This window comes from Bordetella muralis (assembly GCF_965139205.1).
Taxonomy (GTDB): Bacteria; Pseudomonadota; Gammaproteobacteria; order Burkholderiales; family Burkholderiaceae_B; genus Bordetella_A; species Bordetella_A muralis.
Map to the genome: position 1 here is coordinate 105,911 of NZ_CBCSIU010000018.1, position 15,758 is coordinate 121,668.

15 protein-coding genes are annotated in these 15,758 nt (G+C 59.5%); 8 read left to right on the forward strand and 7 right to left on the reverse strand.

Annotated elements, in window-relative coordinates; genetic code table 11:
* Window positions 1-20: 20 nt before the first annotated feature.
* Entirely contained in the window at window positions 21-2,054 is a 2,034-nt protein-coding gene (locus ACNA0I_RS21240; protein WP_415808013.1) for a hydantoinase/oxoprolinase family protein, read from the forward strand.
* A 28-nt stretch (window positions 2,055-2,082) separates the two neighbouring features.
* A complete protein-coding gene (locus tag ACNA0I_RS21245) occupies window positions 2,083-3,804 on the forward strand; it encodes a hydantoinase B/oxoprolinase family protein (RefSeq protein ID WP_415808014.1) in 1,722 nt (573 codons plus the stop codon).
* On the opposite strand, the gene ACNA0I_RS21250 is transcribed toward ACNA0I_RS21245, so the two are convergent.
* On the reverse strand, window positions 3,762-4,685 hold the full coding sequence (locus tag ACNA0I_RS21250) for a LysR family transcriptional regulator (protein ID WP_415808015.1): 924 nt from the start codon (window positions 4,683-4,685) through the stop codon (window positions 3,762-3,764). The genes ACNA0I_RS21245 and ACNA0I_RS21250 overlap by 43 nt on opposite strands.
* Before the next feature lie 115 nt (window positions 4,686-4,800).
* Between ACNA0I_RS21250 and ACNA0I_RS21255 the strand changes: the two genes are divergently transcribed.
* Entirely contained in the window at window positions 4,801-5,790 is a 990-nt protein-coding gene (locus ACNA0I_RS21255; protein ID WP_415808016.1) for a Bug family tripartite tricarboxylate transporter substrate binding protein, read from the forward strand.
* 96 nt (window positions 5,791-5,886) lie between these two features.
* Here the strand turns inward: ACNA0I_RS21255 and ACNA0I_RS21260 are convergent, their stop codons facing one another.
* The 4 genes from ACNA0I_RS21260 to ACNA0I_RS21275 form a co-directional block, all read right to left on the reverse strand.
* Window positions 5,887-6,801: a PhzF family phenazine biosynthesis protein gene (locus ACNA0I_RS21260; protein WP_415808017.1), complete on the reverse strand. Its 915-nt coding sequence runs from the start codon at window positions 6,799-6,801 to the stop codon at window positions 5,887-5,889.
* A 109-nt stretch (window positions 6,802-6,910) separates the two neighbouring features.
* Entirely contained in the window at window positions 6,911-7,279 is a 369-nt protein-coding gene (locus tag ACNA0I_RS21265) for an HVO_A0114 family putative DNA-binding protein (RefSeq protein WP_415808018.1), read from the reverse strand.
* Entirely contained in the window at window positions 7,269-7,616 is a 348-nt protein-coding gene (locus ACNA0I_RS21270; RefSeq protein WP_415808034.1) for a toxin-antitoxin system TumE family protein, read from the reverse strand. Before ACNA0I_RS21270 ends, ACNA0I_RS21265 begins: the two co-directional genes overlap by 11 nt.
* Before the next feature lie 77 nt (window positions 7,617-7,693).
* On the reverse strand, window positions 7,694-8,398 hold the full coding sequence (locus tag ACNA0I_RS21275; protein WP_415808019.1) for a GntR family transcriptional regulator: 705 nt from the start codon (window positions 8,396-8,398) through the stop codon (window positions 7,694-7,696).
* Window positions 8,399-8,503: 105 nt separating this feature from the next.
* Here ACNA0I_RS21275 and araD point away from each other — a divergent pair, with 105 nt between their 5' ends.
* From araD to ACNA0I_RS21295, 4 genes are all read left to right on the forward strand, one after another.
* The gene (gene araD / locus ACNA0I_RS21280; protein WP_415808020.1) at window positions 8,504-10,237 is read left to right on the forward strand and encodes an L-arabinonate dehydratase; all 1,734 of its coding nucleotides are present in this window, start codon (window positions 8,504-8,506) and stop codon (window positions 10,235-10,237) included.
* A gap of 103 nt (window positions 10,238-10,340) precedes the next feature.
* Window positions 10,341-11,060, forward strand: coding sequence for a ribonuclease activity regulator RraA (locus tag ACNA0I_RS21285; protein WP_415808021.1), 720 nt, complete (start codon window positions 10,341-10,343; stop codon window positions 11,058-11,060).
* 269 nt (window positions 11,061-11,329) lie between these two features.
* Window positions 11,330-12,319, forward strand: coding sequence for a Bug family tripartite tricarboxylate transporter substrate binding protein (locus tag ACNA0I_RS21290; RefSeq protein ID WP_415808022.1), 990 nt, complete (start codon window positions 11,330-11,332; stop codon window positions 12,317-12,319).
* A gap of 202 nt (window positions 12,320-12,521) precedes the next feature.
* Window positions 12,522-13,010: a VOC family protein gene (locus tag ACNA0I_RS21295; protein WP_415808023.1), complete on the forward strand. Its 489-nt coding sequence runs from the start codon at window positions 12,522-12,524 to the stop codon at window positions 13,008-13,010.
* A gap of 37 nt (window positions 13,011-13,047) precedes the next feature.
* Here ACNA0I_RS21295 and ACNA0I_RS21300 read toward each other — a convergent pair whose 3' ends face one another.
* Together ACNA0I_RS21300 and ACNA0I_RS21305 are read right to left on the reverse strand one after the other, a co-directional pair.
* Window positions 13,048-13,884, reverse strand: coding sequence for a class II glutamine amidotransferase (locus ACNA0I_RS21300; protein WP_415808024.1), 837 nt, complete (start codon window positions 13,882-13,884; stop codon window positions 13,048-13,050).
* 51 nt (window positions 13,885-13,935) lie between these two features.
* The gene (locus ACNA0I_RS21305) at window positions 13,936-14,358 is read right to left on the reverse strand and encodes a VOC family protein (protein ID WP_415808025.1); all 423 of its coding nucleotides are present in this window, start codon (window positions 14,356-14,358) and stop codon (window positions 13,936-13,938) included.
* 187 nt (window positions 14,359-14,545) lie between these two features.
* Here ACNA0I_RS21305 and ACNA0I_RS21310 point away from each other — a divergent pair, with 187 nt between their 5' ends.
* Window positions 14,546-15,592 (forward strand): NADP(H)-dependent aldo-keto reductase, encoded by a 1,047-nt coding sequence (locus ACNA0I_RS21310; protein WP_415808026.1) that lies wholly within the window; start codon window positions 14,546-14,548, stop codon window positions 15,590-15,592.
* Window positions 15,593-15,758 lie beyond the last annotated feature (166 nt).

Consider the following 15,758-nt stretch of genomic DNA (forward strand, 5'->3'; position numbering starts at 1 on the left):
TCGTACCTAGGACTCAAAGCATGTACAGAATCGGTATAGACGTCGGGGGCACGTTCACCGACTTCACGCTGGTGAACAGCCAAAATGGCGAGGTCGCTTTTTTCAAGGTTCCCTCCACCCCCAGCGACCCATCGGAAGCCATCCATCAAGGCATCACCGGCCTCATGGACAAACATGGCCTGCAGCCGGATCAGATCGAACACATCGGCCATGGCACGACTGTCGCGACCAATCTCATCATCGAGCGCAAAATAGCCCCCTGCGGCCTGATTACGACGCGGGGATTCCGCGATGTATTGGAAATTGCCCGACAGGTCCGCCCTCACCTGTACGACTATAGTGTGACGCGCCCCACCCCACTGGTGCGCCGCGCCTGGCGCCAGGAGGTGCCCGAACGCATCTCCCCGCAAGGCGAAGTCGTCGAGCCCCTGGACGAATCCGCGGTACGCGCGGCTGCCGAAGTATTGCGCGATGCTGGCGTACAGGCCGTCGCGATCTGTTTCCTGCATGCCTATCGCAATCCCGATCACGAACGCCGGGCGCGCGACATCGTGCGCGAGGTATTGCCCGAGGCCTACATCAGTCTATCCAGCGACGTTTTGCCCGAATTCCGGGAATTCGAGCGCCTGTCCACGACCACGCTCAATGCCTCGGTAGGACCACGCATGGAGCGCTATCTGCAGCGCTTTCTGGAACGTGTGGCCGATATCGGCATTCGCCATGAACCCCACACCATCCATTCCAATGGCGGCCTCATGTCGGTGCAAACGGTGCGCCAGTTCCCCGTACGCACGTGTCTGTCTGGCCCGGCGGCTGGCGTCGTAGGAACGGCCGTACTCGGCCGCACCATAGGCTTCCCCAATGCTGTGACTTTTGATGTGGGCGGCACCAGCACCGATGTTTCGCTGATTCTGGAAGGACGCCCTGCGTTTACCTCCAGCCGCTCTGTCGCAGGTTATCCGGTAAAAACGCCGATGGTGGACATCCATGTCATCGGTGCAGGCGGCGGCAGCATTGCCTGGATCGACGAGGCGGGTTCTTTGAAAGTCGGCCCTCATAGCGCTGGCGCGGTCCCCGGCCCCGTCGGCTATGGCCGTGGAGGTACCGAGCCCACCATTACCGACGCCATGTTCACGCTGCAGCGCTTGAATCCAGTCAAACTGTTGAAGGGTCGAATGAACGTTGACGCGGCCGCTGCACGCGAAGTGATCGCACGCCGTATCGCAGAACCACTGGGCTTGAGCGTAGAGGCCGCAGCCGAGGGCATCATCCGTATTGCCAATGCCAATATGGCGCGTGCGATACGTTCGGTATCGACAGAGCGGGGCCATGAGCTCTCGAAATTCGCCCTGTGCGCCTTTGGTGGCGCAGGCCCCCTGCACGCGCTCGACGTAGCGCGGGAATGCGGCATTCCTACTGTCATCATCCCTCAAGAGCCTGGCACGCTATGCGCGCGCGGCATCCTGCTGACAGATATTTCCTTTGACTTTGTCGAAAGCGAAATCGCGGTCATTGAGGCTGAAGGCTGGACACGCGTGCTCGCACGCCTGGATAGACTGCGCGAGGAAGCCAATCGCTGGCTCGAAGAAGAAGGTGTCGATGTACCGAACCGCGATTACGAAGTCGTGATCGACGCGCGCTATGTCGGACAGAACTTTGAGGTCCAGGTCGCATTGCCCGCGCACGAAACACCCACTTTCGAAGCGTTCCACGCGGGCTTTGGACAAGCACACCGGCGCGAGTACGGCTATGACGTGCCTGACCGTGCCATCGAAATCATCAACTGCCGTACCAAAGCCATTGGACGCGTGACCAAAGCCCCACTGGCAAACATTGCCGAGCGTGCGATTCCTCAACCGGTTTCGCGCCGTCGCATCCATTTCGGCGAAGCCATCGGTTGGCGCGAGGCCGACGTCTACGACCGCGATCAACTGGGCGCTCATGCCAGTTTTGAAGGCCCGGTGGTTTTCGAAGAGATGAGTTCAACCACTGTCATCGCCCCCGGCCAATCGGCGCGCGTCGACGAATTCGGCAACATCGTGGTGCGGGTTTGAGCCTCGCCGCTGCTTCCAGGACATACTCATGACGACTCAAACGCCTGCTTTGCGAGACCCCATCGAAATGGAGGTCTTCATCAACCGCCTGCTTTCCATCACTGAGGACATGAACAATACGCTCGTGCGTTCGTCGTTCTCGACCAACATCAAAGAGCGCAAAGACTGCTCTGTGGCACTGTTCGACGCCACGGGCAGGCTGGTTGCCCAAGGGACCCAAATTCCTTTGCATCTGGGCTCCCTCAACGGAGCCATGCGGGCAGTGCTGGATCAATATCCCATTGCACAGATCAAACCGGGCGATGCGTTTATCAGCAACGATCCCTATCTGGCCGGCGGCAGCCACCTGCCCGATATCAATATCGTCACGCCTGTTTTTCATGAGGGACAGCTCGTATTTTTCACGGCCAACGTCGGCCATCATGCCGATGTGGGCGGATCAGTACCGGGCTCCATCGCAGGCAGCCTGCGCACAGTCTTCGAAGAAGGGATTCGTATTCCTGTGGTGCGCATCGCACGTGACGGTGTCATCCAGGAAGACCTGTTGCGGCTGATCTGCAGCAATACCCGCGATCCGGAAGAACGCTGGCTGGATCTGAAAGTCCAGGTCGCCACCAATCAACGCGGTGCCACAGCGGTGCAAGGGCTGCTCACGCAAATGGGGTTGGAGCGTGCATTGACTGCCGTGGAGGACTTGATTCAATACACTCGCTCGCGCCTGGAGCGCCGCATTTCCGAACTGAATCCGGGCACGTATTCCTTTGCTCACATGATGGACGATGACGGCCTGGGTGGAGGCGATCCAGTACGGTTACAGGTCGCAGTCACCGTGCTGGAGGGCCGCCTGCGCTTCGATTTCTCAGGATCTGGGGCTCAGGCACGCGGTGCGATGAATTTGCCGGAAAGCGCGCTGAAGGCCTGCGTCTACTATGCCGTCAAAGCCTTGCTGGACCCCGAACTCGCCGCGAACTCCGGGCTGTTCGAGCCGCTGGAAATCGTGGCGCCGACAGGTTCCATCGTCAATCCGCAGGCCCCGGCAGCTGTAGGCGCACGCTCTCTGACTGCACAAAAAGTCGCTGGTGCGATTTTCGGCGCATTCCGCGAGGCGCTGCCCCAATCACGCATCATGGCATCGGGCAATGACGTGTGTCCTGCGATCGTATTCTCTGGCCGTCTGGCCAGCCGTCCGGGAGATTTCGTTTATTTGGAAACCGTCGCTGGCGGGTCTGGCGCTCGCGACGACATGGACGGCATGGACGGTGTTCATGTCCACATGACCAACTCCTCGAACCTGCCCGTGGAGGCGCTGGAAAACGAGTACCCCTTGCGCGTCGAACGCTATGCGCTCGTGTCCGATTCCGGCGGCGCCGGCCGTCAGCGTGGAGGTATGGCGGTAGCTCGCGAGATACGGGCGCTCGCCGATGGCATCATTTTCTCGGCACGTTCAGATAACCACGTCGTGGGCCGTGCGAGCGGCGTGCTGGGCGGCGGTGACGGCAGGCAAGCACGCCTGGTTTACAAGCGTACCGACGGCAGCGAGGAAATCATGTCCTCGAAAACCGCCGGCCTGCGTATGGCAAGCGGAGAAAGCGTGTGCCTCGAAACCTCTGGTGCTGGAGGTTTTGGCAACCCCAAAGACCGCGCGGCAACCGCATTGGCCGACGACCTGCACGATGAGCGCGTATCCTTGGCCGCAGCCCGGAAAATCTACGGCGATCTCGTGGATCGGGCGCTGGCATCGAAAGCCTGACCCATCCGTTGCCTCAGCCAGGCATGAGCATCATCGTTCTGATAGCGCTCATGCCAATAAAGCGACACACTCAAGGGTGGCAGCGGCAAGGGTGCTGGCAATAATTCGATGCCTGCTGCTGCCTTTAACTGACTGGCCACGCTCAATGGCAAGGTGGCAATCATATCGGTCTGCGCCACCACAAATGGCGTAGCCATATAGCTGCTCAAGAGTACTGCCACGCTACGTTGCAGGCCTATGGCACGCAATGCGGCATCGACCTGCGCATTGAAGTAGTTCGCATACCCTGAGGCATTGACGTGGCTGTATTGGAGATAGGAGTCCAGATTCCAGGCACGGGTCAGCGCGGGATGCCCTTTGCGCACGACGCAGGTGCATGCCTCTTCGAACAGAAAACGCGCCCGTAGATTGTCGGGCGGGTCGGGATAGTGGCCGATATAAAGCTCGACGTAATTCTCGGCGAGCATCTCCAGCGCGCCTCCCAACTTCGGCGGCAAACAACGCAGGCCTATGCCTGGCCCTTCGTCTTGTACGGCGGACAAGATCTTCGGGAACACTGCCAACTGCAAATAATCGCTGGCACAAAGGGTAAACACACGTTGTGTCGAGGCCGGATCAAAGGCCGTCTCGCGCGAGATGCTGCGACGCCATGCCTGCAGCAACGGCTGAAAATTACGATGCAGTTCCAGCGCGCGCGGCGTGGGCATCCAACGATTGCCTTGGCGCTGCAGCAATGGATCGCCAAACAGATAGCGCAACCGGCTCAACGCCGAACTCATCGCGGGTTGACTAATGCCCAGCAACTCCCCTGCTTGAGACACGCTGCTGCACGTCATCAGTGCATCGAAATGCACCAGGAGATTTAAATCGGCGGCTTTCATAGCGTGCGCTTTATAGGCTTATAAGTTTCACCCTGTCGACGCTCTAGGGCATCGTCCCTACTATTTAAACATACTCCCCCCACGCAGGAGGGAGACACAAAACTCAGGGGAAATCATGTTGTCTGTCAAAAAAACGCTTGCCTGTTTCCTGGTTTGCGCTGTCCCGGCGCTGTGCACCATCCCGGCCGCAAATGCAGAGGATGCCTGGCCTGGCAGCAAACCTGTACAGCTCATTGTGCCTTATGCCAACGGAGGATCCACCGATCTGGTCGCGCGGCAGCTGGCCGACGCCGTCAGCAAGAAAACCGGTGGGCACATCATCGTGGAAAACCGCGCCGGTGCGTCGGGCGTGATCGGTACCTCGTACGTCAATCGCCAACCCGCAGACGGCTACACCCTATTGCTTGGCACTGTCACCAGCCACGCGATCGCACCCAGCGTCACCGCCAATCTGCCCTACGACATCGTCAAGGGTTTCACACCAATCACGACAATAGGCACCATTCCCGATGTCATAGTGGTTAACCCTCAATTAGGAGTGAACACGCTGAATGACTTCATCAAGCTGGCCAAATCCCGGCCGGAACAAGTTTCCTATGCGTCGGCCGGCACAGGATCGTCCAGTCATCTGGGTGGCGCCTACTTCGCGGCAGAGGCCGGACTGAAGATGAATCACATCTCCTATCGCGGATCGGGACCAGCATTGATTGACGTATTGGGTGGACACGTCGACATGATGCTCGACGTCGTCATGACTTCGTTGGAGCCTGTCAAAGCCGGCCGCCTGAAGGCCTTGGCAGTGACATCGACGGAACGATCGCCATTACTGCCCGACGTGCCGACGGTACAAGAAGCCAGGATTCCTGGTTTTGAAGCCATGATTTGGTTTGCGCTATTCGCGCCAGCCAACATGGATCCGGCGCTGCAGGCCCGCATCGCAAAGGCTTTTGATGAAACGATCCAAGAGCCCCAAATGAAGAAACTGTTGCTGCGCCAAGGCATCACGGCCTCGGGAACGGGCCCGGCAGCCCTGGCCGAGACCGTTCGCGCGGACACAGCCAAATGGCGCGACATCGCGAAAAAAGCGGGCGTTAAACCACAATAACTGATGGCGTTGAGCGCGATGGCGTCCATTCTACAAACTGCGGCCAGCCGAAAAATTGGGCTTTCGATCAAGCAGCGGACCTGACAGGAAAACGCCTCACGGAACCAGTGGCGGGAGCAGACTGCCCTCCATCACTACCACCGCCTGCCCCGCAACATTCGCCCATATCCCATCAGAACGGTGCTCGGCACGCGCGAGCAATAAACTCGCGCGCCCCATATCCACCCCTTGTCCCACGCGCAATCGCAATGTGCCATCGCCACGCAATGATGCCCGCAATGCCGTTGCTGCAACGGTCGCGCTGCCCGTGGCGGGGTCTTCCGTCATGCGGCCGGTGAACATACGCGCCTGTATATCTGTGGGACTATCAATCGTATCCGCAGCGGTGTCCGTAGTGTAGGCATAAATGGACTTGGCGCCATCCAAAGGCAACAAGGCCGCATACTCGTTCGCATCCGGCACGATGCGGCGCAACGCATCACGGCTGGCAAGCTGAGCGATCAAGAAAGGCGCTCCCACCGACGCCACCTGAGGAGCGTGCTCGGACACTTCGATATCCGAGACATTCAGCCTCAACGCACGTGCCACAGATTCGACCGGCACCTTGCTGCCCAGCGATAAAGGTTGCGGCGCCAAGAGCTCTGCTCCATCAATGCCCTGCTCGCTGCGCGCGAGCGAAATCCGCACCAACCCTGCGATTTCCTCAAACACGAATTCGTCCGGCACAACCTGGCCGGCGATAGCCAGCTCGCGAGCCAGGACCACCGCTGTGCCAATGTTTGGATGCCCGGCAAACGGCATTTCTCTATCAGGCGTGAAAATCCTGACCCACGCCGTATTCGCGGGATCCTTTGGCGGCAGGACAAAACTGGTCTCTGAATAATTGAATTCCCGAGCAATGATCTGCATTTGCTCGGTACTGAGGCCCTCGGCGTCCAACACGACCGCCAGAGGATTGCCGCAATAGGCCTGGCTGGTAAAAACATCGGTGGTAACGTAACGGTAGCGCATGCAATTTCTCGTCTGATTGATGCGGAACAGTATATGGGAGCGGTTTACGCCGAAACAGACACAGAATGGATAAATTTAGACCATAACAGCGACACAGCATCCAGCAGAATTACGCTGCTCGCCGCATTAAATGCATATCCACATGGATATCAACGTAAGGACAAAACAAGGCCCCTAGCTCCGTACGTTCTAACAATCCGAGCGCGACAAGAGCACTTGCATCCTCATGCACACGCTTTACGTCTCGCCCTAGACGGCGCGCCAACTCACGTACACCGACCACTCCCTCACCCAACAACTCCGTAATCAATGCCCACCGTCTCTCTGTTAAATGAGAAAAGAATGCACCCGCGCTCTCAAAGTTCAACACTTCCCCTTGATAACGCTTTTCCCGGATCCCAGCTTTGGCCTGGGCAGCAGCGCCGCGCAACGCGGCCTTCCAATCCGAGTCGATGGTGATAGTTAGTTTACGGACCATAGTGCCTCTCATTCTTGTAGCGTTCGACATGTGCAAGAAAATCCTCGACCAACTGATCAATACTCACAAACTCATAAGGAATTTCTCGGCCGCATGAGTGGCAATGGTCGCCCTTACCGCGTTCATTATCAAATCCAATGACTCGTTCATTATTGGCGATGTAAACGAGCCTGTACTTGACTGTATGCAGACAGGGCGCGACAGGACGAGGTACCTGCCAAACTACGATTTGAATAATAGCCCCGTCATCATCCACAGACTTGAAATCAATGATAAGTTGTGATGTCTTGTTGTCAATTACGCCAACAGCCGTACTGTTGGCAAAGCAACACTCCATCACAAATGTGGCAACGAGCTGCTAAACACCAGAAAATCAGACTGACAGCGTCGCGATCGTGCCGCAGCCCACGGCCGCTACCTCACCGTCACATAATCCGGATAGCGTGCGCAGATATCGTCGATCTGGCTCAGCGTTCCTGACAGATGCTCGCGCAGTGCCGCCTGCGCGCCAGTGACATCCTGTTGGGCAATGGCGTCCAGTATGCGTTGATGATCGCGCAGGATGCGGTCGGCTTTACCGGCCTCGGGCAGATGCAGGCGGCGCAGGCGATCGACGTGGCCGCTATAGCGTTGCTCCAGTTCCCACAAAGCCCCTACGCCGGCGGCGCGGTGCATATCCTGATGAAACGCCTGGTCAGCGGCCATGAAAGCGGGATATCGTTCAGCGACACGATTGGCATGCTGGACGTCGATGTGGGCCTGCAGTTGCTCGATCAACGCAGGATCCTCGCGGCTCGCGAGGACACGTACGATCTCCAGCTCCAGGGACAGCCGTAAGAAATGGGCCTGCCGGGCGGCGGCAATGTCGATACGGCTGACGGCGGTGGTGTGCTGCGGATAAATATCCACCAGCCCCTCATCGCGCAATTGACTGAGCGCATCACGAATCGGCGTCTGACTCAGCCCGAACGCCTCTGCCAGTTCGACGCGCGCCAGCGGTGCGCCCGGCTTTAGCTCCATCGACACAATGAGTTCGCGCAGCTTTTCGAACACCTGCGGCGCCGCATGGCGGGAACGGTCCAGGCGCAGATCGATGGGCGGCGTTGACGATTGGGTCATAGGCGAAAAAAGGGAAAGATGGCCGGATTGTACCGGCCAGGGGATTCATTGACGCACTAATATATTAGTGTTTTAATCGCCCAAACAGCAAGGGAGACTCCACTCATGACCCGCTCTTACGAAGACCTGCGCAGTGCGCGCTGGATGGCGCACGATGATCTGCGCTCGTTCGGTCACCGCTCGCGCATGATGCAGATGGGCTATGGCCCGCAGGATTGGGCCGGTCGCCCGATCATCGCCATCGTCAATACCTGGTCGGACCTGAACCCCTGTCACAGCCATTTCAAGCAGCGCGTCGACGACGTCAAGCGCGGCATTTTTCAGGCGGGTGGCTTCCCGGTCGAGCTGCCGGCGATTTCCGTATCGGAATCGTTCGTCAAGCCGACCACCATGCTGTATCGCAATTTTCTGGCGATGGAAACCGAGGAACTGCTGCGCAGCCACCCGGTAGACGGCGCCGTGCTGATGGGCGGCTGCGATAAATCCACCCCTGGCCTGCTGATGGGCGCCTTCAGCGCCAACCTGCCCTGTGTCTATCTGCCGGCCGGCCCGATGCTGCGCGGCAACTGGAAAGGCAAGATCCTGGGCTCCGGTTCCGATGCCTGGAAACTGTGGGATGAACGCCGTGCCGGCAACATCACCAAAGAGGATTGGACCGAGGTCGAGGGCGGTATCGCGCGCAGCTACGGTACCTGCATGACCATGGGCACGGCCAGCACGATGACGGCGATTGCCGAATCGATCGGCATGACCTTGCCCGGCGCCTCGTCGATCCCCGCCGCCGACGTGAACCACATGCGCATGTCCGCCGAGTGCGGCCGCCGCGTGGTGGAAATGGTTTGGGAAGACCAGACTCCGCAGAAAATCCTGTCGGTGGCGTCATTCAAGAACGCCATCAACGTGGCCATGGCCATGGGGTGCTCGACCAACGCGATCGTGCACTTGGTCGCCATGTCGCGCCGCGCAGGCTGCGCGGTAGGCCTGGACGATTTTGACGCCGCCAGCCGCAAGGTCCCGGTGATCGCCAACATCCGTCCCAGCGGCGACAAATATTTGATGGAAGACTTCTACTACGCTGGCGGCCTGCCCGGCCTGATGACGCGACTGGCCAAAGACCATCTGGATCTGTCCGCCATGACGGTCTCTGGCCGCACGCTGGGTGAAAACCTGGAAGGTGCCGGCGTCTATAACGACGACGTGATTCGCCCGCTGGATAACGCCATCTATGACGAAGGCGCGCTCGCCGTCCTGAAAGGCAATCTGGCCCCCGATGGCTGCGTGATCAAGCCCAGCGCCTGCGCCCCGCAATTCCTGCAGCACACGGGCCCGGCCTTGGTATTCGACGACTACCCCAGCATGAAGGCCGCCGTGGACGACGAGAATCTGGACGTTACCGCCGACCACATCATGATCCTGCGCAACGCCGGCCCGCAAGGCGGCCCGGGCATGCCGGAATGGGGCATGCTGCCGATCCCGACCAAGCTCGTCAAACAGGGCGTGCGCGACATGCTGCGTCTGTCCGATGCCCGCATGAGCGGCACCAGCTATGGCGCGTGTATTCTGCATGCGGCGCCGGAATCCTACATCGGCGGTCCGTTGGCCCTGGTGCGCACAGGCGACCTGATCACAGTGGACGTGCCGAACCGCACGATTCATTTGAACATCAGCGATGAGGAAATGGCGGCTCGCCGTGCAGCCTGGACACCCCCGCCCAAACGCTACGAGCGTGGCTACGGCTGGATGTATTCCAAGCACATCCTGCAAGCCAATGAAGGCTGCGATTTTGATTTCCTGGAAACGAGCTTTGGCGAACCGGTGCCCGAGCCCAGTATTTTCTGATTTTGCCTGCGCCTGCTGTTGAGGTCTGTCGGTTCCATCGCAACGGCCTCACAGCTCTCGCGCCCTACCTTATAAGCCTGACCTGATAACTATAGAGACATCAATGACCACCCTATCCGATACCACCCGCAGCATCCTGCAGGGCGTCAGCACCGCCACCTTGTGCACCGCACTTTTCAAGCGCGGCCTGCGCAATCAATTCATCCAGGACGTGCGTCCCTTGAACCCAACGCTGCCCAACATGGTCGGCCCGGCCTTCACGCTGCGCTACATCCCCGCGCGCGAAGACCTGAACACCATCAAAGTATTTGAAGACCGCGGCCATCCGCAACGCGTGGCCGTGGAAACCTGCCCCGAAGGCGCAGTGATGGTGATCGATAGCCGCAAAGACGCGCGCGCCGCCTCGGCAGGCTCTATCCTGGTGACGCGCCTGATGAAACGCGGCGTGGCCGGTGTCGTGACCGATGGCGGTTTCCGCGATTCGCCGGAGATCGCCAATCTGGAGATCCCGGCCTATCACAACCGTCCTTCCGCCCCGACGAACCTGACGCTGCACCAAGCCCTGGATATCAATGCGCCGATCGGCTGCGGCGACGTGGCCGTGTTCCCCGGTGACATCGTGGTCGGTGACGGCGAAGGGGTGGTCATCATCCCTGCGGACATCGCCGACGACATCGCCCGGGAAGCCCATGAAATGACGGCGTTCGAGGACTTCGTCACCAGCGAAGTCCAAGGCGGCCGCAGCATCCTGGGCCTGTACCCGCCCACCGATCCGCAAACCCGCGAACAATTCGCCGCCTGGCGCGCGAAAAACGGACGTTAAAACCCGTCATTGGCCTGCTGATTGTCGAGATTGCGATGACGACCAGCAGGCCGCAGCAAGGCCCCGTCGATGCCCTGTCCGCAGCAGTAACAATAAAAGCCTCACGCCACGCCCGTCCCGTATTCCCAAGGGACCCGGCACAGGCAGCGACAAGCAGCAGCACTGACCTCGTAAGCACGCAGTATCCCCGCCGAACACTCGGCCAGTGCCTGCCGTTCCCTCGGCGGCACGCACGCTCGCCCCATCAAACCATACGGAGACAACCAACCATGAACCTCATCCGACGCCGTCATCTGGTGCTGACACTGGCCGCGGCCGCCCTGGCAACTTGTGGGCTGCCCACGCAAGCCGCGGATTGGCCGACCGAGAAACCGATTTCGTATGTCGTGCCCTTTACCGTAGGCGGCTCCACTGATGTGGTGGGCCGCCTCTTGGCGCAGAAACTGGCCGAACGCTTGAAACAGAACGTGGTCGTGGAAAACAAACCCGGTGCGGCAGGCGGTATCGGTGCGAGCTATGTCGCCAAGGCCATTCCCGACGGTTACACCCTGTTCGGCGGCACCATCAGCACGCACGCCATCAACGCCAGCCTGTACAAGAACCTGCGCTACGATCCGGTCAAAGACTTCGAGCCGGTATCGCTGGTCGCCACGTTGCCCAACGTGTTGCTGGTGGATCCCAACCTGGGTGTGGATTCCGTTGCAGACCTGATCGCGCTGCTCAAACGCGATCCGACCAAGCGGACCTTTGCCTCGTCCGGACAGGGCACATCGACCCATTTGGCCGGTGAACTGTTCGCAGACACGATCGACGTACCTCTCACCCATGTGCCCTATAAGGGCACCCCACCCGCCATGGTGGATGTGTCCTCAGGCGCGGTGACTTTCATGTTCGACCAGATGACGGCCGCCCTGCCCTTGCTGCAGAACGGCAAACTCAAACTGCTGGCCGTGACTACACCCAAACGCATCGCGCTGGCCCCTGATACGCCCACCATGGAAGAAGCCGGGGTAAAAGGATTCCAGATGGCATCATGGCAGGCGGTGTACGCCCCCAAAGGCACGCCAAAGCCTATCGTCGACCGCCTGTCCCAGGAAATCGCCGCCATTCTGAAAGAACCCGATGTCCAGGAGAAACTGGGTAAAACGATGGGGATGGAACTGGTAGGCAGCACCCCGGAAGCCCTGCGCGATCTGATGGCGACGGAAATCCCGCGCTGGGCGGAAGTGGTCAAAAAATCAGGCGCCAGTGTCGATTAACGCGACGCTCACGCCCAGCCCTCAAGCCGCGGCCCTGGCCCCTGGGAAATACATCCGGGGGTTATAGGCCGCCAGCCCCGCTGCTCGGCCTCACCAGCGGCTGTTGAAAAAAAGTCACGCAGTTTGTCGATCTGGATGTCTATCATTCGTCGTAGGGATAGAACCCTGCCAGTCCGGCAGGGGCACCTTTCAGGAGCCCGCCATGGCCACTGTCAAACCCATTCCCGAAGACATGCATACCGTGACCCCTCACCTGATTTGCGAGGGGGCAGCCGAAGCCATCGCCTTTTACGTCAAGGCTTTCAATGCGGTCGAACTGGCCCGCCTGCCAAGCCCCGACGGCAGGATCATGCACGCGATGGTGCAAATCGGAGACTCCAAAATCATGCTGGCCGATGCGTTTTCCGAGTGCGGCGCCATGAGCCCCAAAGGGCTGAAGGACTCGCCGGTGTATCTGCATATCTATGTCGAAGACGTCGATGCCGCCATGGCGCAAGCCGAAGCCGCTGGCGCAAAAATCACCATGCCGGCGACGGATATGTTCTGGGGGGATCGCTATGGACAGCTCACCGATCCAGTTGGACACCGCTGGTCTATGGCAACGCATAAACAGGATCTGTCCCCTGAGCAGATCCAGGAGGCCATGCGCGCGGCATTTTCTGCGGATGGGCAGTGCAAGCCTGCATCCTGATCTGCCACTGACTCGAACACGCGCTACAGGCTGACGCCTACAAGCCTCCCGGCACAAAGGGGAAATACTGCACGTCCCCTTTGTGCGCGATGATGGCCGTAGCCTCGGGGACTTCCTGCCAGACGCCGGGCAGTTCGGTCAAAGGCTCGGACAGCAACATGTAGGTGTCGTCCCCTAATGCAGCGATGCGAGGCTCGTCGGGATAGAGCTGTTTCAGATGACGCACATCGTTGTTGTGAAACAGCGTGCGAGAGTTGGCCTCGCTCGAATAACGCACGGCGATCAGGCGCTCTCCGTCCAGCGCGCAGATGGTCATGTTCAAAGGATGCGCCACACCGTGCCGGTGGCCGGCGTCTTCCACCGTGGCAGCCATGCGTTCCAACGCGGGCAGCGGGTCGGTTTCCAGACCGAACGTCAACGCCAGCAAGAACATGACCTCGGAATCCGTCGATCCCTCCAACGAAAGAAAGTAGCGCGGGTCCACCTGCATCAGCAGCTCGCGCCGCAACACGGGATAATCCCTGATCGATCCATTGTGCACAAACAGCCAACGGTCATGGCGAAATGGATGACAGTTGGTTTCTTGTGCGGGCGTATCTGTTGCGGCACGAATATGCGCGACAAATAAGGGTGCCCTGATCGCCCGCGCGGCCTCGCGCAGATTGCGATCGTTCCAGGCCGGGTGAATACTGCGATAGCGAAATGGCGCCTCGTCGGGATCGGGGCCATACCAACCCACGCCAAAGCCATCCCCGTTCGTCGTGGTCGCCCCCAGACGCGAATGCAGGCTCTGATCGATCAGCGAATGCTGCGCCTTGAAAATCACCAGATCCAGCTGCAAGGGATTACCGGAATACGCCATCCAGCGGCACATAGCCATGCTCCTGCGGGTTGCTCGTGGGGCAGTTATAGCAGCAAAACCGGTTCAGTCCTGTGGCAGGAACTCCGGATTCCAGACGACTTCCCACAGATGGCCATCCGGGTCTTGAAAATAGCCTGCATATCCGCCCCAAAACGTATCACCTGCGGCCTTGACGATCTGAGCACCCGCCTCGCGGGCCTGCTGCATGACCAGGTCGACTTCGGCCTTGTCGGCAACGTTATGGGCCAACGAAAACTCTGTCGCGCTGCGAGGTCCCTGTGGAACCTGCGTGTCGTGCGCCAGGCTGGCACGAGGCCATAGCGCCAATTTCAGACCGGGCTGCATATCAAAAAACGCGACGGCGCCGTGTTCGAATTCCGTGCCGATAATGCCCGGCGTCTCGAGTCCCAGACCATCGCGATAAAACTGTATCGCACGATCCAGATCGTCCACGCCCAAAGTGATAAAGCTCACGCGAGGTTTCATTCCTACTCCTGAAATGTGCTGGCCGGCACAACGCGGCAACGCGCATCGATCGATGTAAGGGCCTTTCCGTCACGCCACGCGCGTAACCCCTGCCGGAGAGCATTTGCCCATGCCCTCCTATTTAATCACTCATTCAGCTCTGAGGAGTAACATCAACGCGTTTCCCTTCCTCACCCGGAGCCCTCTCTTGAAATATCGCAAACTTGGCCGTACCGATACCGAAGTCAGCCTGATTGGCCTGGGCACCATGACCTGGGGCGAGCAAAACAGCGAAGCCGAAGCGCACGAACAACTGGACTACGCGCTATCGCGCGGCGTCAATCTCGTAGACACCGCCGAGATGTATCCCGTGCCGCCCAAGCCCGAAACCCAGGGCCGCACTGAAACCTATATCGGCACGTGGCTGGCCAAAACGAAACGCCGTCAGGACATCGTATTAGCCAGCAAGGCGGCGGGGCCGGTGCGCGATCCGAAACGCCCCGGACACATCCGCAACGGCAAGACCAACCTGGATCGCAAGAACCTGACCGAGGCCCTGGACGCCAGCCTGAAACGCCTGCAGACGGACTATCTGGATCTGTATCAACTGCACTGGCCTGATCGCACGACGGCGACGTTCGGCCGCGACTATCCGTGGATCGACGACGATTACACTGTGCCGGTTCAAGAAACACTGGAAGTCCTGCAGGATTTCGTACGCGCGGGCAAAGTCCGTCACATCGGCGTATCGAACGAAACGCCGTGGGGCGTCGCACAGTTTCTAAAGCATGCCGAGAACCAGGGCTTGCCTCGCATCGCCACGATTCAGAACCCATACAGCCTGCTCAATCGCACCTACGAAACCGGCCTGTCCGAATTCAGTCATCTGGAACAAGTCAGCCTGCTGGCCTATTCACCGTTGGCAATGGGCGTGCTCTCAGGCAAATACCTGAATGGCGCGCAGCCCGAAGGCGCCCGGCTCACACTGTTCACGCGTTTTACGCGCTACAGCAATCCGCAGGCCGAAGCAGCGACCGAGCAATACGTGAAGCTGGCGCGTGATCACGGCCTGTCGCCCACGCATCTGGCGCTGGCCTGGGTGAACCAGCAACGCTCTGTCGCCAGCAATCTGATCGGTGCGACGACACTCGAGCAGCTCAAGGAAAACATCGACAGCGTTGATGTGACGCTGTCCGACGACGTCCTCAAAGCCATCGATGCGATTCACACACAGCACCCTAATCCTGCGCCGTAAATCAATCGGGGAGCATGGTCGGGTTATCGTGGTGATATCGGATGCCGTCTGGATTGGATTGTCAGAGGTTGGTGTGCTTGTCTACGAGAAACCGTCGCTCGAGAAATCTTCTGTTCATCCCCGATGCCACAGCCTTCGCATGCCAATCACGAACGCTATGCATGGG

Bases quoted from the DNA above. Each gene is read 5' to 3' on its own strand.
- ACNA0I_RS21240 (WP_415808013.1), top strand. From the start codon at position 21: ATGTACAGAATCGGTATAGACGTCGGGGGCACGTTCACCGACTTCACG.
- ACNA0I_RS21245 (WP_415808014.1), top strand. From the start codon at position 2,083: ATGACGACTCAAACGCCTGCTTTGCGAGACCCCATCGAAATGGAGGTC.
- ACNA0I_RS21250 (WP_415808015.1), bottom strand. From the start codon at position 4,685: ATGAAAGCCGCCGATTTAAATCTCCTGGTGCATTTCGATGCACTGATG.
- ACNA0I_RS21255 (WP_415808016.1), top strand. From the start codon at position 4,801: ATGTTGTCTGTCAAAAAAACGCTTGCCTGTTTCCTGGTTTGCGCTGTC.
- ACNA0I_RS21260 (WP_415808017.1), bottom strand. From the start codon at position 6,801: ATGCGCTACCGTTACGTTACCACCGATGTTTTTACCAGCCAGGCCTAT.
- ACNA0I_RS21265 (WP_415808018.1), bottom strand. From the start codon at position 7,279: ATGGTCCGTAAACTAACTATCACCATCGACTCGGATTGGAAGGCCGCG.
- ACNA0I_RS21270 (WP_415808034.1), bottom strand. From the start codon at position 7,616: ATGGAGTGTTGCTTTGCCAACAGTACGGCTGTTGGCGTAATTGACAAC.
- ACNA0I_RS21275 (WP_415808019.1), bottom strand. From the start codon at position 8,398: ATGACCCAATCGTCAACGCCGCCCATCGATCTGCGCCTGGACCGTTCC.
- araD (WP_415808020.1), top strand. From the start codon at position 8,504: ATGACCCGCTCTTACGAAGACCTGCGCAGTGCGCGCTGGATGGCGCAC.
- ACNA0I_RS21285 (WP_415808021.1), top strand. From the start codon at position 10,341: ATGACCACCCTATCCGATACCACCCGCAGCATCCTGCAGGGCGTCAGC.
- ACNA0I_RS21290 (WP_415808022.1), top strand. From the start codon at position 11,330: ATGAACCTCATCCGACGCCGTCATCTGGTGCTGACACTGGCCGCGGCC.
- ACNA0I_RS21295 (WP_415808023.1), top strand. From the start codon at position 12,522: ATGGCCACTGTCAAACCCATTCCCGAAGACATGCATACCGTGACCCCT.
- ACNA0I_RS21300 (WP_415808024.1), bottom strand. From the start codon at position 13,884: ATGTGCCGCTGGATGGCGTATTCCGGTAATCCCTTGCAGCTGGATCTG.
- ACNA0I_RS21305 (WP_415808025.1), bottom strand. From the start codon at position 14,358: ATGAAACCTCGCGTGAGCTTTATCACTTTGGGCGTGGACGATCTGGAT.